Consider the following 21031-nt stretch of genomic DNA (forward strand, 5'->3'; position numbering starts at 1 on the left):
TGTAGCCGCGAATTTATTCGCCGGGATTGGTTTTCTTCAGTCCGCGAAGGCGGACTTTGCCTGTGTAGCCGCGAATTTATTCGCCGGGATTGGTTTTCTTCAGTCCGCGAAGGCGGACTTTGCCTGTGTAGCCGCGAATTCATTCGCCGGGAATATACGCCGGGGATTGGTTATCCGCCAGGGCTTTATTACCCTCTTTTTTTAGCCCGCAGAGGCAGACGATATCCTGTGCCACCGCGACTTACAATCGCCGGGGATTGGTGCGAATTGGCACAGGATAATTGAGCAATGCAGATTATCAATTCCACACCTCCTAGATATGAGAATTTCCTATCTACACACACCTTAACAACTTGACAGAGAAGCGGCAACAATTTTTAATAAATCTTCCGCAACACTTCTTTACAATTTTATCATACTGCCGATTTCCAAGTGCCGTGAAAGCCCAAAGGTATGACACCGGGCAATTCTAGCTGGCAAACAGGGGAATCAGAAAGTCCGTCGCTGTCAAATATCCAGACTTCGCTGCTATCAGAATTACCGTCATAAATAACTGTTACTATCCAACCTTTCTCCGAGGAAATATCTGGAACGTAGATGGGCTCTGTGGGATAGCGATTTTCGCCCAAGTCGGCAATTGTGAGATTGCGGCTTTGCGTGTCCAAACGGGCGATCGCACCGAAACGTTCCGGTACAATATCAACGTCAGGGCGATACATTGCCAGATAAATATATCGTGAGTCTTGCCCTAATTCTGAAGCAGGTACTACGGGAAATTCGCAAGGTTGATCCAGCAATTCTTCGGCTGCTGTCACTTTGCCAGTTTGAGGATTGAGATGCACCCGCCACAGAGTCCCCTCCGCATCAGTGCGAGTTTCACCTGCCGCTACTTCTTTGAGCCGCTGATTAGTTTGAAAGTCAGCGAAGCGCACAAAATCTACAGCCACCGAACTATCTTCCTTGACAAAACCATTAGCGAAATGCCACTGAAACCAAGGTTCGGTTTCCCCGCGACTAACTAAAGATAGAGTTTCTGAGTCAATAACTAATATCTGGGTTCCTAACTCCGGTTTCCATTCAAAAGACTCGCTGTAACTGCTAATTCCAGCTAACACTGGTAAAACTTTTAGTCGCATCGGCGGTACAAAAAATATTAAATACTTCCCAGCTAAAACAAAATCGTGGATCATGGAAATTCCATCTAAAGCCACAGTTGCTTTTTGCAGAATTTTGCCTGTAGCATCGCTTTTATAGAGATTCAACTTTGTAGTAGCACCAATGGTAACTCCAAAGTTGTAAATATTGCCCGTCATGGGATCGCATTTGCCGTGAGCAGAATAGGGAAATTCTCCTGCTGAATTTCCTAAATTATCGATGCCAATAGTTTCTAAAGTTTGCAAATCGAGGCTGTGAGGCGGGCCGGCTTCCCACAATGCTAAAAGTCGATCGGGCAAAGCTAAAACAGAAGTATTGGCAACATTTTTAACAGGTTTGCTCCAGCGCAGCCACACAGGCCCCGGTGCTGTCATGCCGTAATTAGGGTAGAGAAATTTATTAGCTTTTTCCTCAGCTTGATATCCCGCTGTCTGCACGTAGCGATAAACAGCAGCAGCACCGACATCGGTAAAATGTACTGCCAAAATTGCACCATCGCCGTCAAACCAATGTCCCGCATTCATGCCGCCGCGTTCCAAACGCCCGGGCCCGTTGCGGTAGAGAGTGCCGCGCAATCCTGCGGGAATTTTACCGCTTTTAACCAATAGCTGAGTCAGCGGAAACTCTGCAGCCGGACGGGCTAAAGCTTGAGCCCAAGATTTTTTAGCTGAGATTTTAGTGTCTGTTTTCATTGGAAAATGGCAATTTTTAACTGATCTGACAGAATTTTTGCTATACAATTATAGCAAAAATTAACTAACAGCTATGACTCTCCGCCGCCGTGTTCTGATCAGAACTTTTGGGCTGACTGCTATTGGTACTCAGCTTTTGCCACTCGCCCAAACCAACGTATCTCCCAAAACTGCGATCGAGCCGCGCCGCCTGCAAGTCGGCGATACTGTAGCTTTAATCAATCCTGCCGCTTTCAACTACGAAAAAGAAGTGCAGCCATTTTTTAAAGTTCTGGATAACCTGGGTTTAAAAGTTAAATTGGGAGAGCATTTTTATGACCGCTACGGCTATTTAGCAGGCAAGGATGCCGATCGCGCCGCCGATGTCAACGCAGCCTTTGCCGATGACTCAGTGCGAGCTATTTTTACCGGGATGGGCGGCTGGGGCTGCGGTCGGATCTTGCCACTCCTGGATTACAATATTATCCGCAACAATCCCAAAATTATTATGGGATTCAGCGATATTACGGCGCTGTTATTGGCGATTTATGCTAAAACTAATATAGTTACTTTTCACGGCCCTTTAGGTGTGTCAACTTGGAGCCCATTGACAGTAAATTACGTCAAAAAAGTTTTGTTTGAGGGAGGCTCTATAACCATGCAAAACTCCAAAAGCGTGCAAGTTCAAACAATTGAACCCGGAACAGCTAGGGGAAAACTAATCGGTGGCAATTTATCAGTAATCGCAGCAATGGTGGGTTCTGCATATTTACCGACATGGGAAAACAGTATTTTGTTTGTTGAGGAAGTTGGCGAAGAGGTTTATCGCATCGATAGAATGTTGACGCAGCTTAAATTAGCGGGGATTCTTGATCAAATATCAGGTTTTATTTTCGGGCAGTGTACCAAGTGCGAAGCTGAAAAACCCCAAGAGTCCCTAACCTTGCCTCAAGTCTTGTCCGACCACATTCGCCCTTTGAAGATTCCAGCGTGGTATGGTTCAATGGTGGGACACATTCGGGAGCAGTTCACTTTGCCGATCGGCAAACAAGTCGAAATTGACGCAAATTCTGGTACAATCAGATTGTTAGAATCCGCTGTCAATTAAGTCTTGAAGTCTTGTGGATATTACCGAGGCAGAGCCTCTGGATCTGCGTTCCCAGGCAGAGCCAGGGAACGAGAAATAAATTTAAACACAAAATCAGAAATATCGTGAAAAAAACAGAACAATTAATTAAACCCTTAACATTAATAATCTTCGCAATAATTTGCCTGTTGCCGCTCAATGCCTGTGCAGCAGCAAGTAAAACCGCCAACAGCGACTCCATTTATCAGCAGCGAACTGTCCACAATCCCGACGGAATCGGCAAATTTTACATGGGTCGAGAAATTGCCCAAGTCATGGGATATCAAGGGGCTAGTTGGCTGGAAAGACCGTCTCGCGGCATGGAAGAAAAATCTGCTCGATTAGTCAACAATCTCGATTTAAAATCAACCGATATTGTAGCCGACATTGGAGCAGGAACGGGATATTTTAGCTTTCGCATCGCTCCCTTAGTTCCAGAAGGAAAGGTTTTGGCAGTTGACGTGCAGCCGGAAATGATTAATTTTATTAAATTGAATAAACAAGAAAAAAATATCGCTAACGTTGAGCCAGTTTTGGGAAGTATCGACAATCCGAATTTACCGGAAAACAGCGTGGATTTAGTTGTGATGGTCGATGCTTATCACGAATTTGCATATCCCAGAGAAATGATGCAAGGAATTGTGAAAGCACTTAAACCGGGAGGCCGCACGGTATCGATCGAGTATCGGGGCGAAAACCCGCTGATTCCCATTAAAGGTTTGCACAAAATGACGCAGAAGCAGGTGAAAAAAGAAATGGCCGCCGTCGGTTTAGTATGGAAAGAGACAAAAGATATGTTGCCCCAGCAGCATTTGATGGTGTTTGAGAAAAAATCTCAAATTTAGCAGCCAAATAGAGCGATTATTTACCATTTTTACTGAATTTTGTCAAGGTACAAAAGACGTATTTTTGAGGCGCGCAGGCGATCGGTCAAAAATTCTAAGCCTTAAGTAACCCTTAAGAGAGACATTTTACTAAAAATACCATTTACAATTAAAAATTGATAACCCAGAGGCGCTTCCTTCATTTTTCAAGCGAAGAAGTGTCGCTATTAAGAAGTACCAGCGTGAACATTCCAAGTTCCATCCTCACCATGCTCGCAGGCATCGTAGTGACTCTGATCAGTCTCTGGTACGGGCAGAATCACGGTTTGATGCCGATCGCCGCCTCTGACGAAGCATCCGACATAGACGCACTTTTCAATACAATGATGACCATTTCCACTGGACTATTTATCATGGTCCAGGGAATTCTCATCTTTGCTGCAATTAAATATCGCCGCCGTCAAGGAGACAACACAGACGGGCCACCTTGGCATGACAACTTTCCCTTAGAAATTCTTTGGACAGCCGTGCCGGCGGTGATTATTTTAGGAATCGGAGTCTACAGTTTTGAGATTTACAACTCAATGGGAGGCCTCGATCCGATGGGCAATCACGACCACGGCACCATGCAAGCGCACTCTAAGATGCGAGGAAGTGCGATCGCAGCCACACTCTCAGATACACCCCAAAACGCCCCTCAAATTCCGTCTCAAAAACTCGTTGCTTTAGGCGTAGGCGCTTCCCCAGAAAATGAAGACAAACCAGCAGACTTAGTTGTAAATGTCACAGGTTTGCAGTACGCCTGGATTTTTAGCTATCCAGAAAGCGGCGTTAGTTCCGGCGAACTGCATATGCCAGCCAACCGCGACGTACAGCTAAATATCTCAGCTCAAGACGTGCTGCACGCATTTTGGCTGCCGGAATTTCGCCTCAAACAAGATGCAATTCCCGGCCGGCCGAGCGAACTGAGATTTACACCAACTAAAACCGGCGAATACCGGGTTGTTTGTGCTGAATTGTGCGGCGCTTATCACGGAGCGATGAAAGCTGTAGCAGTCGTTCATACGCCCGAAGAATTCGACAGTTGGCTGCAAGAACAGCAAGTTGCTAGCAGTCAAAACTTAGAGCAAGCAGTTGCAGTCAATCCTGGGGAATTGTCAGACGGAGAATTTTTGGCTCCCTACGTCAGGGAAATAAAAATTAATTCCGAAACCCTAGAACAACTTCACCCAACTCATCACTAAAAATAGTCATTAGTTCCGGCCACTGGGTATTTTATCCTTAGCTAATAACTAATGACTAATAACTAATGACTAATAACTATGACACAAGCACAGTTCCAAGAAAGTGCAAACACTGAGGCTCGCGGAACAGCGCCCGCCGATAGACATTGGCGCGACTACTTCACTTTTAATACCGACCACAAAGTCATCGGTATTCAATACCTGGTCACAACATTTATTTTCTATTTAATCGGCGGCGTGATGGCAACTTTGGTGCGAACAGAACTCGCCACCCCCGACTCCGATTTTGTCACCCCCGAACTCTACAACAGTTTATTTACTGTTCACGCGACGGTGATGATATTCCTGTGGATTGTGCCCGCCGGAGCCGGATTTGCTAACTTTTTGATCCCCTTAATGATTGGGGCCAAAGACATGGCATTTCCCAGGCTGAATGCCGTTGCCTTTTGGCTGATTCCCGTAGGCGGCGTGTTGCTGTTGAGCAGTTTTTTGGTAGGAGCTCCGCAGGCGGGTTGGACTTCCTATCCCCCTTTGAGCTTAGTTACTGCTCAAGCCGGGGAAGAAATTTGGATTCTGAGCGTTTTGATTCTCGGAACTTCTTCGATTTTGGGGGCGGTAAATTTTGCCGTTACCATCTTTACCATGCGCGTTCCGAGCATGAGTCTCAATGAAATGCCTTTGTTTTGCTGGGCGATGATTGCGACTTCAGCGCTGACTTTGATTGCTACTCCAGTCTTAGCCGCAGCTTTGATTTTGCTGTCGTTTGACTTGTTAGCAGGGACGGCATTTTTTAACCCGACAGGCAACGGCGATCCCATCGTCTACCAGCATTTATTCTGGTTTTATTCGCACCCGGCAGTTTACATTATGATTATGCCCTTTTTCGGGGTGATTTCAGAAGTTTTGCCAGTGCATTCCCGCAAACCAATTTTTGGTTATTTGGCGATCGCCTATTCTAGTCTCGCGATCAGCTTTTTGGGCTTGATCGTGTGGGCGCACCATATGTTTACCAGCGGTACTCCCGGCTGGCTGCGGATGTTTTTTATGATCACGACTATGATCATCGCCGTACCAACTGGGATTAAAATATTTAGCTGGTTGGCAACTATTTGGGGAGGCAAACTCCGGCTTGTTAGCGCCATGCTATTTGGGATGGGTTTTATCTCAACATTTGTCCTCGGTGGCATCACCGGGATCATGGTAGCTTCCGTACCTTTCGACATTCACGTTCACGACACTTATTTTGTCGTCGCTCACCTACACTACGTGCTGTTTGGTGGCTCAGTGTTTGGCATTTACGCTGCTTTTTACCACTGGTTCCCCAAAATGACGGGGCGGATGATTAATGAATTTTGGGGTAGAGTTCACTTTGTTTTAACCTATGTTGGCTTTACTGTAACTTTCCTGCCGATGCACGCTTTGGGGATGCAAGGAATGCCCCGGCGGGTGGCAATGTACGACCCGAAATTTACCACAATTAATGTCATTTGTACTGTCGGTGCTTATATGCTGGCAGTGTCTACAATCCCGTTTATCATTAATGTGATTTGGAGCTGGAGGTACGGCCCGAAAGCAGGTGACAATCCTTGGCAAGCTTTGAGTTTGGAATGGATGACGACTTCGCCACCCCCCATCGAAAATTTTGAAGGAGTGCCGGTATTGGCAACGGGGCCTTACGATTACGGCATGGAAAAAATTCAGCATACAGGGGAACGTCTCAGGCTCAAGCTGAGGGAAAATGCCACCCGCAACGCCCAGAAAACAGGTATTCCTATTGCGGAGGCTCAAGCTTCAACTTTCTTTGGCGGTACTGCCACTTTGGTCGCTCCTGAATCAGAGATAAATGTTGATTCTCCTGCTGATGAAAGTCAAGATGGCGAATAGTTATTAGTCATCAGTCATCAGTCATTGGGCATTGTTGACTGTTGACTGTTGACTGTTAACGGTTGACTGTTAACTAATGACTGATGACTAATGCCAACTGCCCACTGCCCACGGACAACTGACAACTGACTTCTTCATTACCAATTTCTTATGCAAATTCCCGCGATCGATCCGACAAAAACAGCCCTAAATTACCACCACGAGGGCGAAGTAGAAGCACACGGTGTCGAGCATCCCGACCACCGAATGTTAGGTGTAATTGTGTTCCTGTGCGCTGAAGGCATGATATTTTTCGGTATGTTTGCCGCGTATTTGATTTATCGGGCGATGGCCCCCGTGTGGCCTCCTGAAGGTACGCCGGGACGAGAGTTATTGCTGCCGGGAATTAATACGGTGATTTTGATTGCTAGCAGTTTTGTGATTCACAATGCTGATACTGCAATTAAAAAGAATGATGCCGCCGGAATGCGGAATTGGTTGCTCGTAACTATTGCTATGGGCGCAGTTTTCTTGGCAGGTCAGGTTTACGAATACACTCATTTAGAGTTTGGCTTGACGACTAATTTGTATGCCAGTTGCTTTTACGTTTTGACTGCTTTTCACGGCTTGCACGTTACGTTTGGAGTGCTGCTGATGGCAGGGGTGGTGTGGCGATCGCGCGTGCAAGGTCACTATTCTAGCGAGCACCACTTCGGCATCGAAGCGACTGAGATTTACTGGCACTTTGTGGATGTGATTTGGATTGTTTTGTTTCTGTTACTGTATATTTTGTGATCCCAGAGGCTTTTCAACCTCTGCCACAAGAGATTTGTATGACCCCCTATTGGGGGTTTTTTTATTGTTTGGAGAGTGCGATCGCCTTTCATTCACATCCTCAAAGCCGATCGCGCTAAACTAAAAGTAGCAATTCCCCTATCCAGGAGTATTGAGAAAATTATGCAGTGCGAATTGTGCGATCGACAAATGGAAGCATTAACCGCCCATCACCTCATCCCCAAACAAAACACCAAGCGCAAAAACGAAGATCCCAGCCCGACAATCGACATTTGCTCAGCCTGTCACCGCCAGATTCACTCTCTATTTGACAACAAACACCTCGCCCAAGATCTCAACACCCTGGAAAAGCTCAAAAATGACCCTGAACTCCAGAAATTTCTCTCTTGGATTAAGAAACAAAAAACCGACAAACGCATTCAAGTACGCGGCAAAAAAGCTTGATCGCAGGGCCAGAAATTAGGTATATACTCCTGGACGCAGTTACTGTCTGATGCCCGGTTTCTTCATTAATTTTTCGTTCCATAACCCAAAATTTTACAAATAGAACCCCGGTTTGTTTGCGTAAATCCTAGTATAGTGATTTACTTATTCGTAACAAGCTGCCAACTATTATCATGAACCTCACCTCCCTCGAACTCGCAAAAGACCGAGCCCGCATCTACAAAAACTACCTCCAAATGGAAATAGATGCCCAAGCTAACATAAACAAACTAGCTTTTTTAGACCGGGGCATTGAAAAATCCCCTTACCAACAACACATTAAAAACTATCCCGATTATCTCAAACAGAAACCCGACGGCTTAAAGGTAATTAGCTATATTCCCGGACCCAATAATCCCCTCAAACTTACCCCGTTTCCCAGCCTGGGAGAAGTACCTCAAATTAACTCTCAAGCTTTAAATTTTCTCCACGAAGACATCAAAGAAGCCTGCGTTTGCATTGGTAGTTTTGTAGACGGCAAAATTCAGGCGCAGTGGCTGGGGAAAAACGCCCTTACCAATGCTGAGCAGTGGAGTGCTACTAAAATTATCCCGCTCCTTAATATCGTCAGTCAAGTAAATAGCAAATATCCCGACTGCGACATAGACAACTGCGTTGTTAGAGATGGCAACGGGCAAAAACACGATTATTATTTTTACGATTTAGCAAAAGACATGATTAGCTATGCCTCAAATATAGCAAGTTCAAACTCCTTAGCCGCGATGTTCAAACGCTTCGATACTCGCATAGGACTAGAGCAATGGCTGAAGAGCGCTACTGGCAATAATGACCTAATTTTTCGCGGCGATTACGGGGAAAATCCTTATCACAACAACCCAAAAATATTCGACCTTACCAAAAAACAAGTGGTTTTAAGTGCCGCATTAAACAGTACCAAACAAAGTAATTCCGTATCTGCTTATGACTTGACCAGGCTGATTTCCATGTTAGGATGGCACTTCCACATCGAACAGCGATCGCGCCTGAAAGCATCTCAGTGGAACAGCTTAGAAAGCATTGTCAGAGCAATGGGACATGACAGCGCTCGATATGTGGACGTAGCAATTAAAACTTTGGGGATGGATGGCCTGATCACTTCTCCAGTAATTATCTCAAAATTGGGTTACGGACTGAGCTCGATCAGGGGAACCCTAGAAACAGTTTATGTGGCTTTAGTGCGGTTTGTTGACGAGCGACCGAAGGCGGCGGGAAAGCCGGCAAAACTCAGAACTTTAGCCATGAGTTTGCGGGCAGAAAAACCTGTAGGCGGTTCCAATGTCGATCGCTTGGCGATCGAACTCGACGCCAGATTTTGCGCCGAAGTCACGGAAATTCTCCGCCGGTTGTTTGCCGAAGAATTTTGAACGCGGGCGATCGACTAATGAGAAAGTCGGTGAAACTTGCGATAAAGCATCCTCTCTATCGGCTTTCCTCCCCGCAAATGTTGCTCTGTTATTGCCGCAACTTCCTCCTGACAAACACCGCTGTACCAAACCTCTTCTGGCAGCACCAACACCATCGGCCCGTTGCCGCACTGTCCCAAACAACTGCTAGCAACAACTTCAACTTCTGATGGCGACAATTTCTGAAAAGCTGCCAGTACCTTTGCTGAATTTTGCTTGCGACAAGTGCGGTTTTGGCAAACAAGAACTTGCCTAGAAGATTCTGTGATTTTCATGTTTTTTTACTTGACAATCTGCTACATATATGCTATTTTTGTATCATGGGAATAGGTGCGCGCATATATGCCCAGATTTTATATATACCCAGATTTTAAGGTGCGCCGCAACGCACCCTACGGTTAATCTGGTGACAAACCTTTGGAAGCCAACCATTGTCGATCGAACAAACGCGACTGATACCGAGCCCCGCCGTCGCAGAGTACCGTAACAATCGTATGTCCAGGCCCCATTTGCTTCGCTAAAGCCACCGCCGCCCCCACATTAATCCCCACAGAACCGCCCATAAACAGCCCTTCTTTCCTCAGCAGTTGGTAAATCACCCGGACAGCTTCAGTATCGTCAATTTGGATGGCGTCGTCTACCGGGGCATTCTCCATATTTCCAGTCACGCGAGTGGTGCCAATTCCCTCAGTAATCGAACTACCTTCAGTCTTAATTTCCCCTGTTTTGAAATAACTGTAAAGTCCGCTGCCCATCGGGTCTGCCAAGACAATTCTAATAGCCGGATTTTTTTCTTTCAAAAACATTCCTACCCCAGCAAAAGTGCCGCCGGTACCCGTTGCGGCTACCCAAGCATCAATTTTACCGTTTGTTTGTTCCCAGATTTCCGGGCCAGTTGTCTCGTAATGGGCTCGGCGATTGGCTAAATTGTCAAACTGATTTGCCCAGACTGCATTCTCCATTTCCGCAGCCAATCTTCCAGACAATTTGACATAATTATTTGGGTCTTTGTAAGGAACAGCGGGAACAGTCCGAACTTCAGCGCCCAAGGTTTTCAAAGCATCGATTTTTTCTTGAGATTGGTTATCGGGAATCACAATCAAACATTTGTAACCTTTAGCGTTGCAAATGTGGGCTAAACCGATGCCAGTATTGCCCGCAGTGCCTTCAACAACGGTACCGCCCGGTTTCAGCAAGCCTTTTTCTTCTGCGTCTTTGATGATGTATAAAGCAGCCCTATCTTTAACGGAACCGCCGGGATTGAGAAACTCTGCTTTACCGAGAATTTCGCAGCCAGTTTCATCGCTGAAGCTGTTTAAGCGAATTAGTGGTGTGTTGCCGATTGTGCCTACAAAGCCGTTTTTAATATCCATATTTTTTGCGTGTTTGCATCCTATTATTAATTTTTACAATAAGTTGATATTTATTGCTACCACTTTTACCAAATCCGGGTCATATTGAGTACAAATCCCGGCAAAACGGGGTCGCCGCTAACGGTAGCCGGATTCTCCAAACATTCTTCTGGCAAACCAGGACGGTAAATATAAACTCGGCGATTTTTGCGGTCAATTAACCAGCCTAACTGCACTCCTGGTTCTCTCATATATTCTTGCATTTTTTCTTGCAATGGCTTGAGATTGTCAGAAGCCGACCTGAGTTCTACTACAAAATCCGGGCAAATCGGGGCAAACTTTTGCTTTTGTTCGGGTGACAAAGCATTCCATCTTTCCAATTTTATCCAAGCAGCATCCGGCGACCTTTCTGCACCAGTTGACAGAGTAAATCCTGTACTCGAAGTAAACGTTAAACCAGTACCATTTTGTTCTGCCCAAACCCACAGCGGCCCAAATATATTACCTTCTCGGTTTCCCGTCTCCGAACCAGTAGGAGGCATAATTAGCAATTCTCCCGATTTGTTGCGTTCAATTCGTAATTCACTATTGATTTGACAGAACTCGAAAAACTCGTCGTCTGTCATTTGCAATTTGGGCGGTATTCGCAACACAATTGTTGATGACAGCATTTTGCCTTTCCTCAAATCTAAAGTGTTTACACAAGATTGCACAATTTATTTTTTTGTAGTGAGGACTAAAGTCCTCAAAAATCAGGATTAAGGACTCAAGTCCTAACTACAAGCTGGTTTGACGCGGGAATTATAGAGGTAAGGTGTGCACTGCACACCTTACATAATTAGGTTCTGCGTCCAGGAATGCTAAACCTATTTATTCGGCTGAGGAGTCATCCGCAAATAAGGCTTAACCGGCGTGTAGCCTTTGGGAAATTTCTCTGCCAATTCTGCGGGGTCGGTAATCGAAGGTACGATTACGCAATCGTCGCCATCTTTCCAATCAACCGGAGTCGCAACGCTGTATTTATCCGTAAGTTGCAAGGAATCAATTACTCGCAAAATTTCATTAAAATTCCGACCTGTGCTAGCCGGATAAGTAATGCTCAAACGCAATTTCTTTTCCGGGTCAATCACAAAAACTGTGCGGATTGTTAAGTTGTTTAGCGAGTTGGGATGGATCATGTCGTAAATGTCGGAAACTTTACGATCGCCATCTGCTAAAATCGGATAATTGAGGGTGACATTTTGCGTTTCCTCAATATCTTTAATCCAGCCCATGTGAGAATCCACATCATCGACGCTGAGGGCAATGGTTTTGACGCCCCGCTTGTCAAATTCAGACTTGAGACGGGCCACTGCACCGAGTTCTGTGGTGCACACTGGAGTGTAGTCTTTCGGGTGGGAAAATAACACGACCCAGCTATCGCCAGCCCAGTCGTAGAAATTGATTTCCCCTTCAGACGAAGCTTGGGTAAAGTTGGGAACTGTATCGCCTAATCGCAGAGTCATAACTGATTTCCTCTAATTTTATTTAAGGACTGTTCCTTATCATGCCATAATTCCCCGGTTTCTCGATCGAGCTGTAAAGGATTCTAAACTTTTTGGCCGATCGATCAGCAATTCCACTACTCTAATGTATGTGTGGCTTCTAACGCTAAATTTTCTTGCTATGCTTGACTTTTTGCTTAAGGCAATACAGCCTGTTTTAGTCCCGCTGTGTTTTGTCTCCGCCTGGGGTTTAGTTTTTTTGCTATGTTTGAGTGTCGGGCGTACTGTCACCGACTCCCTGCGTCGAGCTCAGAGGATGCACCAAATTCCTTGTGCTAACTGCGTATTTTTCACCGGCGACTACCACCTCAAGTGTCCCGTTCAGCCTACAATAGCTTTATCTGAAGATGCGATCGACTGTCCTGATTATCGATCGCATTCGGGAACTTACGGTTAAAAAAATCGGCCGCCACTTTACATATTTCTTAACATCTCTGGCTCTTTCAATTAAACTTAAGTTGTGGTAAAGAGATTTTCAGGAGATGGGAAAGAATGCTAATTCAAAAGCTAAATGACTGCGACGAGTTTATTGCTGGCGACGGTACTCAACTGCGAGAATTGCTGCATCCCGACAAACAATCTGTCGAGTTGCGTTACAGTTTAGCCCATGCCACTTTGCCAGCGGGACAAACTTCTGCGCTGCACTCCCTGACAACTTCTGAAGTTTACTATATCCTCAGCGGCGTTGGGGAGATGCACATCGACGACGAAAATCAATTTGTAGAAGCCGGAGATGCAGTTTACATTCCCCCAAACGCCAAGCAGTTTATTTACAACTGCGGCACAGAGCCGCTAATATTTATTTGTATCGTCGATCCCGCGTGGCGGAAGGAAGACGAGACAATTTTCCAGTAATTTTCTAGTTTTTCTCCTTGTATGCTCGTTACCCGGTTCTGCCCGGTAACGCATATCTAAAGGCTCTGCCTTTACTGAAAAAAACATCATATCATGTCCGATCAATCGCCCCTAATACAATTGCCGGGGCGGGTTTGTGAGATTGTCCGTTTTTGGCAAATATTATTGGTGAACCCGCCCCTACAGGAATCAGGGTAATAGACCTGACATGATATCACAAACCGAAAATTTATTTTAACAACAACAGCACCCAGCCATATGTACCGAGTGATTTCCTCGTTTTTCAACTTCGATGTGGAGTTGCAATAATCCTCAGATTCATTTGCATTGCTCCCCTCTCATTAGTTGAGGAAGTATCAGCTTTGTTGGTGGGTGCTGCTATTGGTTTTTAATGAGACAGATGTGAGATTAAACAGCGTTTTTACTCCTTAGATTCTATTGTGAACGTCGCTGTGGTATCTGTCAGAGAAGCTTTTTGTTTGCTTCATATTATTAATTTATCACCTTCTTCTAGAAGCGCAAGTACCTGCAACTAAACTTTACAAAAGAGGGAAGAAGGAAGAAGGAAGAGGGAAGAAGGAAGAAGGAAGAAGGAAGAGGGAAGAGGGAAGAGGGAAGAGGGAAGAGGGAAAAGGGAAGAGAGAAGACAATCCTCTATGGATATAGATAATTATAACTAATTATGAAGTTAAATTAAGCATTGAGCTTTCTAAGTGCTCAGCTAAAATAGTAGAGTTCGGCTGTGCTTGCTGCTGCGAGAAACGGCATAATATTTGTATGAAAACAACCAAACTCATCAAACTGTGCGCCTTATCGCTCAGCATCTTTCTGCTGTGCAGCAGTGTAGTGACAGCGCAAACGACGGCGAACCCTCAACCTCCGCAAACTTACACTAACCAAGAGATTCTGCAACAGTTGGTGAAGGCAAAAGTCGTGTATCTGGGAGAAACCCACGATAGCGCGGAAGACCACCAAGCTCAACTAAAGATTATCCGAGAAATGCAGCGGCAAAATCGGAAAATTGCGATCGCGATGGAAATGTTTCAGCGTCCCTTTCAAAGCGTGATCGACAACTACTTAGCAGGTAAACTGACTGAACAGCAATTAGTCGAGCAAACAGAGTACGATCACAGATGGCGCTTTCCCTGGGAATCTTACGCCCCCATTTTGCGGTTTGCCAAAGAAAATCAACTACCCGTCCTCGCCTTAAATACACCATCCGAAGTAACGAGAAAAGTTGCCCGTCAAGGTTTAGAAAGCCTCACAGCAGAGGAAAAAAAGCACATACCGCCAATATCCGAAATTCGCACCGACAACGCCGAATATCGGCAACTGCTGCTAGAAGTTTACCAGCAACACCAAAAGGCAGAACAGGGAAATAGTACGGCTTTTGAAAGATTCTTGCAAGCCCAAGTTTTGTGGGACGAAACTATGGCGGAAAAAATAGCTGAATTTGTCAAAGCAAACCCCGACTATCAAGTTGTGGTGTTGGCGGGGAAAGGACACATTATTTACGGTTACGGCATTCCCAGTCGCGTCGAGAGGCGTTTGGGAGTCGGGAAGGTAAAAGTGCGATCGATCTTATTCAATTCCAGTGACAATCCTGTTTTGTCGGCAGATAGACCCATTGCTGACTTTGTTTGGAAGCATTGATTTGATATGATCTCAAAAATATAACCCACTCAGCCAGAGGGAGAACCAAATCGTGAAAGTCAAGCGTCTAAAAATGAACTCATTCCGAGGCATCAGCGATTTGACCCTGGAGTTTGATACCGATGAGCCGACTGTGTTTATCGGTATCAACGGTGTGGGAAAATCCAGCATACTTGAGTGTTTGGCTATTCTTCTATCCTGGCTGACAAAGCGAATTCAAACTCCCAATAGTTCTGGACGTTTTTTCCACGAAGATGATATCAAAAAAGGATGCAAAGAAACTCACAACGAAATTACAATTTCAATCCATGACTGGCCGGAAGTGGTATGGTCTTTAACCAAGGTCAGTAAAGGGCGAAGCAAGGATACTAGCAGCAACCTTGGGGACTTAAAAACAGTTGTTGATCGCATACACAGTCAGTTAGATGCTAATTCTTACGCAGCATTGCCTCTGGCTGTTTACTACCCAACTAACCGTGCTGTACTTGATATTCCTTTGAAGATTAGGACGAAACATTCGTTTGAGCAGATAACTGCTTATGACGAGGTTCTCACGGGAGGGCAGATCGATTTTAGGCGCTTTTTTGAATGGTTTAGAGATCGGGAAGATTTAGAAAACGAAATACGACTAAATGATTCCGATCAGTATCGCGATCGGGAACTAGAAGCAGTCAGATATGCGATCGCTAACTTACTAGACGGCTTTTCAAATTTACGGGTTAGGCGATCGCCTTTGCGAATGACGGCAGACAAACAAGGTGATGAACTGATCGTCAATCAACTATCCGATGGTGAAAAATGCTTGTTAGCACTAGCAGGAGATTTAGCAAGGCGTTTGGCGATCGCAAATCCGAATCCAGATTGCAATCCGCTTGAGGGTTCCGGCGTTGTTTTGATTGACGAGATTGAGCTACACTTGCACCCAAAATGGCAACGGGCGATTATTCCGAATCTGAAAAAAACATTCCCAAATTGCCAGTTTATAATTACGACTCATTCGCCACAGGTAATCAGCGATCTCAAATGGGTTCATCTTTTGAGGTCAACATCTGAAGGAATTGCGATCGAGCGAGTACCATCCTATGGGAAAGATAGTAATCGAATTCTAGAAACGCTTATGGGAACCCCAGAACGTCCGCAGGAAATTCTAGAATCTTTACGCGAACTGTTTCGTTTCATAGACAAGGGGGAACTCGACAACGCACGGCGATTGCGCCAAGAATTAGCACACAGAATGGGAGAAGAAGATCCTGAATTTGTGAGAGCAGATTGGCTAATTCAACGCAAGGAAATTCTCAATAAATGAAATATATTCAAAAGGGGAAAGAGCCTCAAAATTTTTCCGACTGGAAGGCTACACAGAAGTCTCTCGGTTACAACTATGATTACAAATGTCTTCTCAACCCTGAGAGAGGATCGGTACACATTTCTTTGCTAAGTGAACAAGGCTATATTTGCTGCTACTGCTGTAATAGTGTTGACCAAAGTAATAGCCATATTGAACATCTAGCCCCTCAGAGCAAAACAGATTTAGAATTATCTGTTGATTACACAAATATGCTAGCTTCTTGTGGCAGATATCCAAATTGGCCAGAGTATTGTGGCAATAAGAAGCAGAATCTTGCGATCGGGGTTTCGCCACTACAAGCCAACTGTGAAGAATTTTTTGATTACTCTAGCAGTGGTGAGATACTGCCAACTGCAAATAATTTAGCTCATCAAAAAGATGCTCAAACAACCATTAAAGTTTTGGGACTCAATCATTTTGACTTAACAGAGGGACGAAAGCAAGCATTTGAAGCACTGGAAGGAATAACACAGGAAGAGGCAGAATTATTAGCTCAAGTTTGTCAACAAATGAATGGGGAAGGGCGATACCAGCCTTTTTGTAATGCTGTTTTGTATTATCTCAAAAATTATTTTGGTGTTTCTTAAGTTTAATGTTACCCAAAGATGGCGCGAGCGACGATCGGACTTAATATAAACTTTACCCCACCGCATCACCCGATCGCACAAAATTCAATAGCACGATCGCAGATTCCAGAAACTCGATGCACCAAGGCACACTTTACATATCGGTCATCGGTCGGTTATATTTACTACAAACAAACCGCGCGCCCGGTGTGGGAGACTCCTCCGTCACGCCTGCCCGTTTTTTTTTTGGTGACAATTTATTTAACTAATATATCTTAAGGAAAGAGACAGCGCGCGCCTTCCTTTGCTAAAATTTAGCTTGGAAATGTCAAGATTATCTTGTCAAAATATCAGGAAATACCGTGAACAATAGACCAAAAATACTCGCATTTGCCGGGAGTACCCGCGAAGCATCCTACAACAAACTGCTGGTAAAAGTTGCGGCGGCTGGGGCTACGGCGGCGGGTGCAGAAGTTACTTATGTAGATTTGCGCGATTTGCCGATGCCGCTATTTGATGAAGATTTGGAAGCCAAAGAGGGAATGCCAGAAAATGCTCGGCACTTGAAGGAATTGATGGTAGCGCATGACGGGTTTTTGATAGCTTCCCCTGAGTATAACAGTTCAATTACGCCTGTGTTGAAAAATGCGATCGATTGGGTATCGCGCCCAGCACCGGGTGAACCGGGATTGGTGGCATTTACTGGCAAAGTAGCGGTAATTATGAGTGCTTCCCCAGGCGGAATTGGGGGTTTGCGGGGATTGGTGCATTTGCGATCGATCCTGGGGAATATTAACGTATTGGTACTCCCCGATCAGAAAGCAATTCCCCAAGCTTTTGAAGCATTTAATGCTGACGGTACGATGAAAGATCCCAAACAGCAGGACTCTGTTGAGAATCTCGGTGCTAAGTTGTCTAATGTGCTGTCGAAATTAATCGCCTGAAGCAATAAATTCATTTTGCAGTAGGGACACAGCAATGTTGTGTCCCTAATCCCAGCATCTGTTATTTTGCTGGCTGCATCAAGTGCGATTCATAGAATAAAAGCCTTGAAACGGCATTGTTAAAATGCCCAAAATCCGACTAATTTCATTAATAAAAAAGTCTCGCTTGTCAATAAAAATTGTGCTGTTACTCAATTTAAGAAACTTCCAATCAGTACCCGTAGTAACAGCCCCATAAATGCTTTCAATTTGCTCTCCGCTGCGCTGATTAAATAATTGGGCGGCTACCATTTCTGCAATACACTGCCCTAAACCGGATTTAATACTTTCATTCTTAGCCTCTGTGAGAGTAATTACGGGGGCGCGAATTTCATAGGAATCCTTCGATGCAGTGAGAATATAATCGCAATACCCGTTTAAGCCCGCTTCTACATCTACATTGAATTCTGAACCAGAGAAAAAACCAACTTGAAAATTAAATTGCCGCCTGACTTCCAATAATATTGGAGCAATAATTAATTCAGCGCGAGCCTTTTCTGTATTAATTGCAGTAGCTAAGGACAGGTTTTCAGTTAAAGTAGTTTGCAAATAGGAACTTGGCTGTACCTCTGGGATATCACCAAACAAATCTAAAGGTTCTTCTACGGTTAAATTAAAAGATTCTCTAACTTTCGCTAAAGTTGTAAAGTCGCTGTATGCCACAGGTTAACCTCCTTGCTCGATTTTGGCGATCGCATTCTCAAATTGCTACAATTATAATTGATTGCCTGTTATTCTCACCCCCAAATTAACATGACATTCACCGGAGATCCCGACTCAGCACCTGCTTTGCCGACAGCAGCAGAAGCAGCGGTTGCCAAAACCAGCAGCCGCGCTTTAGAATCGCACTTGCAAAATCATCCATCTGGCGAATCCCTCAAATTGATATTAAACGAAAAAGAGGGAAAGACAATTGACATACCTGCCGCAGCATTGCCCCTGCTATTAGCGATTTTGCAACAGACAAGCAGCGGCAATACTGTCAAGCTAACTCCAATTACTAAAGAACTTCATATTTATCAAGCGGCAGACATCCTGGGAGTTTCAGATAAATATATGCGGGAGTTGCTGGAGGCGGGCAAAATCCCTTACAAGACAGTCAGGAACAGTCGCCGGATACGTTACGAAGATTTAATGGACTATAAGAAACAAAGTTACGAAGAAAGCAGTAAAATTATGGATAGGCTTGTATCTGAATCAGAAGCACTCGGTTTGTACCATTAAAGCATGGCAATTTTAACTGTTGTTTACGATGCTAATGTTTTGTATTCGGCATCTCTTCGTGACTTGTTTGTAGAGTTGGCAACTACCGACATAGTTGAGGCACGTTGGACTGAAGAAATTCACGACGAGTGGATGAGAAATGTACTTATAAACCGTCCCGATATAAGATTTGAACAGCTTGCCAGAACCAAAAGATTAATGAATGCAAGTGTTGAAAATTGCTTGGTGCAAGGCTATGAGACAATTATACAAGAGTTAGAACTTCCCGATCCCGGCGATCGTCATATCCTCGCTGCTGCAATTCACTCTCGTTCTAAGTTTATTATTACTTTCAATCTCAGAGATTTTCCTGAAGAAGCTCTTGCACCTTACTACATTTTAGCGCAGCATCCAGATGATTTTATTTTAGACTTGCTTGACCTCAACTGGCAAACAGTATGCAAAGCAGCCGAGAAACAAAGAATCAGGCTCAAGAATCCGCCAAAAACGCCTGACGAGTATTTACAAACGCTGCTAGAATTGGGACTGCCGCTGTCAGCAAATCGGATGCGAGAATTGTGCTATCGAGATTAGTGCGATCGCAAACCGCAGACTTTTCCGAGTTTCTTCCCCGGTGTATTATTGTATCTTCCCACAGGCTAACTCTTCGACATAGCCAACATACCACTCATCTGCTTTTGCCAACACCGCTGTAAATCTATTTTCCCTTGTGCCTATACTGGAAAACGGGTGTAATTTTATTTCCTAGAGATAATAGCTCGTGAAAACATTACCACAAATTGTACCAGCACCGCCTCACCCGATCGACGTAAAACAAAACCACCCGATCGCAGATTGGCAGAAATAGACAAGAGTAGACATACTTAAACCATCGGTCATCGGTCGGTATATTTCTTCCAAACAGCACGGCAGACGTGGGAGACTCCTCCGTCACGCCTGCCCTGCAGTTTTATTTAATAATTGTTCGATTTCCTACGGGATAGCTTCGATTCACCTAAATTACCCCATTTTTTTCTTCTTCCAAGCCTCCACAAACGGCAAAAACACCGACACCAACTCCTGCCGATTCATCACCAAAGTCGGATAAGAAATCCTCCCGTAATTCTTCCCAACTTCCAGGGGAAAAATCGCCTGGGATTCCAGCGGCAGCCAAACCGCACCCGCAGCCTTCACAATTACCCAACTCCCCGCAATATCCCAAATTTTCGGAGTCGCTTCCACCCCTCCCATAGCCACACCCGAAGCCACAGTCAAAAAATTGTAACTAGCCATGCCCAACATCCGAATTTTACTGGGAAGATGAGGCCCGATTCCCACACTCCGGGAACACAAATTAAAAATATGATTCCCGCTCATCTTATCAGCAGTCGGACAAATCGGTTGATTGTTCAAAAAAGCACCTTGAGGCATATTTGCCAATACATTGTCGCCCGCCAACTCCCCTGCATAAAAACCGTGAAAAAACTGATTCACCGGCGGCAAATGCACGCAGCCAAAAACCGGAGTTCCGCGATACAATAAACCCAAAGAAATGCCCCAAATCGGAATTCCCCGAGCAAAATTAGTCGTAGCATCCAGAGGATCGACAACCCAACACCATTCCGTATCTGGGAAAACGTGTTCTCCTTCCTCGCTCAAAATTCCGTGACTGGGAAAAGTAGATGCGATCGCACTTCTAATCTCCGCATCCGCCCAATTGTCAGACTGCGTAACCAAACTCCCATCATCCTTCTCATCCGCTTGTGCAGAACCGAAATCTTTCAAAAACTGCTGGCCGACTGTCTTGACAGTAGTCTGAGAAAAACTTAAAATAGAATCCCAAAAATTAGTCATTAGTTATTGGTTATTGGTTGTTGGTTATTCGTTGTTGGTTATTCGTTATTGCAATAAGCTGTTACGCATTTAAACCATTAACGCTCTAGGTAAGGTGCGTCAGCTAGAA

General features: G+C 44.8%; 23 protein-coding genes. 16 read left to right on the top strand and 7 right to left on the bottom strand.

Annotated elements, in window-relative coordinates; genetic code table 11:
- On the top strand, positions 1-205 hold a 205-nt coding region (locus tag QUA43_RS18025; RefSeq protein WP_333375692.1), incomplete at its 5' end, for a hypothetical protein.
- 208 nt (positions 206-413) lie between these two features.
- Here QUA43_RS18025 and QUA43_RS18030 read toward each other — a convergent pair.
- Positions 414-1847: a carotenoid oxygenase family protein gene (locus tag QUA43_RS18030; RefSeq protein ID WP_333375694.1), complete on the bottom strand. Its 1434-nt coding sequence runs from the start codon at positions 1845-1847 to the stop codon at positions 414-416.
- A gap of 73 nt (positions 1848-1920) precedes the next feature.
- Between QUA43_RS18030 and QUA43_RS18035 the strand changes: the two genes are divergently transcribed.
- The 7 genes from QUA43_RS18035 to QUA43_RS18065 all read left to right on the top strand — a co-directional run bounded on the left by QUA43_RS18035 (position 1921) and on the right by QUA43_RS18065 (position 9525).
- A complete protein-coding gene (locus QUA43_RS18035; RefSeq protein WP_333375695.1) occupies positions 1921-2934 on the top strand; it encodes an LD-carboxypeptidase in 1014 nt (337 codons plus the stop codon).
- A 104-nt stretch (positions 2935-3038) separates the two neighbouring features.
- Positions 3039-3797, top strand: a complete 759-nt coding sequence (locus tag QUA43_RS18040; protein WP_333375697.1) for a class I SAM-dependent methyltransferase — start codon at positions 3039-3041, stop codon at positions 3795-3797.
- A gap of 221 nt (positions 3798-4018) precedes the next feature.
- Positions 4019-5020 carry a cytochrome c oxidase subunit II gene (locus QUA43_RS18045; protein WP_333375698.1) on the top strand — a complete coding sequence of 334 codons (1002 nt, stop codon included), beginning with the start codon at positions 4019-4021 and terminating at the stop codon, positions 5018-5020.
- Positions 5021-5098: 78 nt separating this feature from the next.
- Entirely contained in the window at positions 5099-6904 is a 1806-nt protein-coding gene (gene ctaD / locus QUA43_RS18050; RefSeq protein ID WP_333375700.1) for a cytochrome c oxidase subunit I, read from the top strand.
- A gap of 150 nt (positions 6905-7054) precedes the next feature.
- On the top strand, positions 7055-7678 hold the full coding sequence (locus QUA43_RS18055; protein WP_333375701.1) for a heme-copper oxidase subunit III: 624 nt from the start codon (positions 7055-7057) through the stop codon (positions 7676-7678).
- Positions 7679-7753: 75 nt separating this feature from the next.
- Positions 7754-8122, top strand: a complete 369-nt coding sequence (locus QUA43_RS18060; RefSeq protein ID WP_333375703.1) for an HNH endonuclease — start codon at positions 7754-7756, stop codon at positions 8120-8122.
- Positions 8123-8295: 173 nt separating this feature from the next.
- On the top strand, positions 8296-9525 hold the full coding sequence (locus QUA43_RS18065; RefSeq protein ID WP_333375704.1) for a hypothetical protein: 1230 nt from the start codon (positions 8296-8298) through the stop codon (positions 9523-9525).
- Positions 9526-9539: 14 nt separating this feature from the next.
- On the opposite strand, the gene QUA43_RS18070 is transcribed toward QUA43_RS18065, so the two are convergent.
- The 4 genes from QUA43_RS18070 to QUA43_RS18085 all read right to left on the bottom strand — a co-directional run bounded on the left by QUA43_RS18070 (position 9540) and on the right by QUA43_RS18085 (position 12421).
- Positions 9540-9839: a (2Fe-2S) ferredoxin domain-containing protein gene (locus QUA43_RS18070; protein ID WP_333375706.1), complete on the bottom strand. Its 300-nt coding sequence runs from the start codon at positions 9837-9839 to the stop codon at positions 9540-9542.
- A gap of 123 nt (positions 9840-9962) precedes the next feature.
- The gene (locus QUA43_RS18075) at positions 9963-10937 is read right to left on the bottom strand and encodes a cysteine synthase A (RefSeq protein WP_333375708.1); all 975 of its coding nucleotides are present in this window, start codon (positions 10935-10937) and stop codon (positions 9963-9965) included.
- Positions 10938-11002: 65 nt separating this feature from the next.
- On the bottom strand, positions 11003-11587 hold the full coding sequence (locus QUA43_RS18080; RefSeq protein ID WP_333375710.1) for a Uma2 family endonuclease: 585 nt from the start codon (positions 11585-11587) through the stop codon (positions 11003-11005).
- Positions 11588-11782: 195 nt separating this feature from the next.
- The gene (locus QUA43_RS18085) at positions 11783-12421 is read right to left on the bottom strand and encodes a peroxiredoxin (protein WP_333151366.1); all 639 of its coding nucleotides are present in this window, start codon (positions 12419-12421) and stop codon (positions 11783-11785) included.
- Positions 12422-12581: 160 nt separating this feature from the next.
- Between QUA43_RS18085 and QUA43_RS18090 the strand changes: the two genes are divergently transcribed.
- The 6 genes from QUA43_RS18090 to QUA43_RS18115 all read left to right on the top strand — a co-directional run bounded on the left by QUA43_RS18090 (position 12582) and on the right by QUA43_RS18115 (position 17826).
- Positions 12582-12857 (top strand): hypothetical protein, encoded by a 276-nt coding sequence (locus QUA43_RS18090; RefSeq protein ID WP_333375711.1) that lies wholly within the window; start codon positions 12582-12584, stop codon positions 12855-12857.
- A gap of 95 nt (positions 12858-12952) precedes the next feature.
- Entirely contained in the window at positions 12953-13315 is a 363-nt protein-coding gene (locus tag QUA43_RS18095) for a cupin domain-containing protein (RefSeq protein ID WP_333375713.1), read from the top strand.
- 777 nt (positions 13316-14092) lie between these two features.
- Positions 14093-14968, top strand: a complete 876-nt coding sequence (locus tag QUA43_RS18100; RefSeq protein WP_333375715.1) for a ChaN family lipoprotein — start codon at positions 14093-14095, stop codon at positions 14966-14968.
- 52 nt (positions 14969-15020) lie between these two features.
- Positions 15021-16274, top strand: coding sequence for an AAA family ATPase (locus tag QUA43_RS18105; protein ID WP_333375716.1), 1254 nt, complete (start codon positions 15021-15023; stop codon positions 16272-16274).
- On the top strand, positions 16271-16903 hold the full coding sequence (locus tag QUA43_RS18110) for a retron system putative HNH endonuclease (protein WP_333375718.1): 633 nt from the start codon (positions 16271-16273) through the stop codon (positions 16901-16903). Before QUA43_RS18105 ends, QUA43_RS18110 begins: the two co-directional genes overlap by 4 nt.
- 341 nt (positions 16904-17244) lie before the next feature.
- Complete coding sequence (locus QUA43_RS18115; RefSeq protein WP_333375719.1) at positions 17245-17826, top strand: NAD(P)H-dependent oxidoreductase; 582 nt, start codon at positions 17245-17247, stop codon at positions 17824-17826.
- Positions 17827-17904: 78 nt separating this feature from the next.
- Here QUA43_RS18115 and QUA43_RS18120 read toward each other — a convergent pair whose 3' ends face one another.
- Complete coding sequence (locus QUA43_RS18120) at positions 17905-18528, bottom strand: hypothetical protein (RefSeq protein ID WP_333375721.1); 624 nt, start codon at positions 18526-18528, stop codon at positions 17905-17907.
- 90 nt (positions 18529-18618) lie between these two features.
- On the opposite strand from QUA43_RS18120, the gene QUA43_RS18125 reads away from it, so the two are divergent.
- Positions 18619-19089 (top strand): helix-turn-helix domain-containing protein, encoded by a 471-nt coding sequence (locus tag QUA43_RS18125; RefSeq protein WP_333375723.1) that lies wholly within the window; start codon positions 18619-18621, stop codon positions 19087-19089.
- Between the two features lie 3 nt (positions 19090-19092).
- Complete coding sequence (locus tag QUA43_RS18130; protein WP_333375725.1) at positions 19093-19662, top strand: PIN domain-containing protein; 570 nt, start codon at positions 19093-19095, stop codon at positions 19660-19662.
- A 426-nt stretch (positions 19663-20088) separates the two neighbouring features.
- Here the strand turns inward: QUA43_RS18130 and QUA43_RS18135 are convergent, their stop codons facing one another.
- Entirely contained in the window at positions 20089-20922 is an 834-nt protein-coding gene (locus QUA43_RS18135; RefSeq protein WP_333375726.1) for an inositol monophosphatase family protein, read from the bottom strand.
- Positions 20923-21031: the final 109 nt, after the last annotated feature.

The organism is Microcoleus sp. N9_B4 (genome assembly GCF_036701635.1).
Taxonomy (GTDB): domain Bacteria; phylum Cyanobacteriota; class Cyanobacteriia; order Cyanobacteriales; family Microcoleaceae; genus Microcoleus.

Coding starts and splice junctions, on each gene's coding strand:
- QUA43_RS18080 (WP_333375710.1), bottom strand. CDS start 11,587: ATGCTGTCATCAACAATTGTGTTGCGAATACCGCCCAAATTGCAAATG.
- QUA43_RS18135 (WP_333375726.1), bottom strand. CDS start 20,922: ATGACTAATTTTTGGGATTCTATTTTAAGTTTTTCTCAGACTACTGTC.
- QUA43_RS18055 (WP_333375701.1), top strand. CDS start 7,055: ATGCAAATTCCCGCGATCGATCCGACAAAAACAGCCCTAAATTACCAC.
- QUA43_RS18085 (WP_333151366.1), bottom strand. CDS start 12,421: ATGACTCTGCGATTAGGCGATACAGTTCCCAACTTTACCCAAGCTTCG.
- QUA43_RS18075 (WP_333375708.1), bottom strand. CDS start 10,937: ATGGATATTAAAAACGGCTTTGTAGGCACAATCGGCAACACACCACTA.
- QUA43_RS18100 (WP_333375715.1), top strand. CDS start 14,093: ATGAAAACAACCAAACTCATCAAACTGTGCGCCTTATCGCTCAGCATC.
- QUA43_RS18130 (WP_333375725.1), top strand. CDS start 19,093: ATGGCAATTTTAACTGTTGTTTACGATGCTAATGTTTTGTATTCGGCA.
- QUA43_RS18110 (WP_333375718.1), top strand. CDS start 16,271: ATGAAATATATTCAAAAGGGGAAAGAGCCTCAAAATTTTTCCGACTGG.
- QUA43_RS18125 (WP_333375723.1), top strand. CDS start 18,619: ATGACATTCACCGGAGATCCCGACTCAGCACCTGCTTTGCCGACAGCA.
- QUA43_RS18030 (WP_333375694.1), bottom strand. CDS start 1,847: ATGAAAACAGACACTAAAATCTCAGCTAAAAAATCTTGGGCTCAAGCT.
- QUA43_RS18065 (WP_333375704.1), top strand. CDS start 8,296: ATGAACCTCACCTCCCTCGAACTCGCAAAAGACCGAGCCCGCATCTAC.
- QUA43_RS18070 (WP_333375706.1), bottom strand. CDS start 9,839: ATGAAAATCACAGAATCTTCTAGGCAAGTTCTTGTTTGCCAAAACCGC.
- QUA43_RS18095 (WP_333375713.1), top strand. CDS start 12,953: ATGCTAATTCAAAAGCTAAATGACTGCGACGAGTTTATTGCTGGCGAC.
- QUA43_RS18090 (WP_333375711.1), top strand. CDS start 12,582: ATGCTTGACTTTTTGCTTAAGGCAATACAGCCTGTTTTAGTCCCGCTG.
- QUA43_RS18035 (WP_333375695.1), top strand. CDS start 1,921: ATGACTCTCCGCCGCCGTGTTCTGATCAGAACTTTTGGGCTGACTGCT.
- ctaD (WP_333375700.1), top strand. CDS start 5,099: ATGACACAAGCACAGTTCCAAGAAAGTGCAAACACTGAGGCTCGCGGA.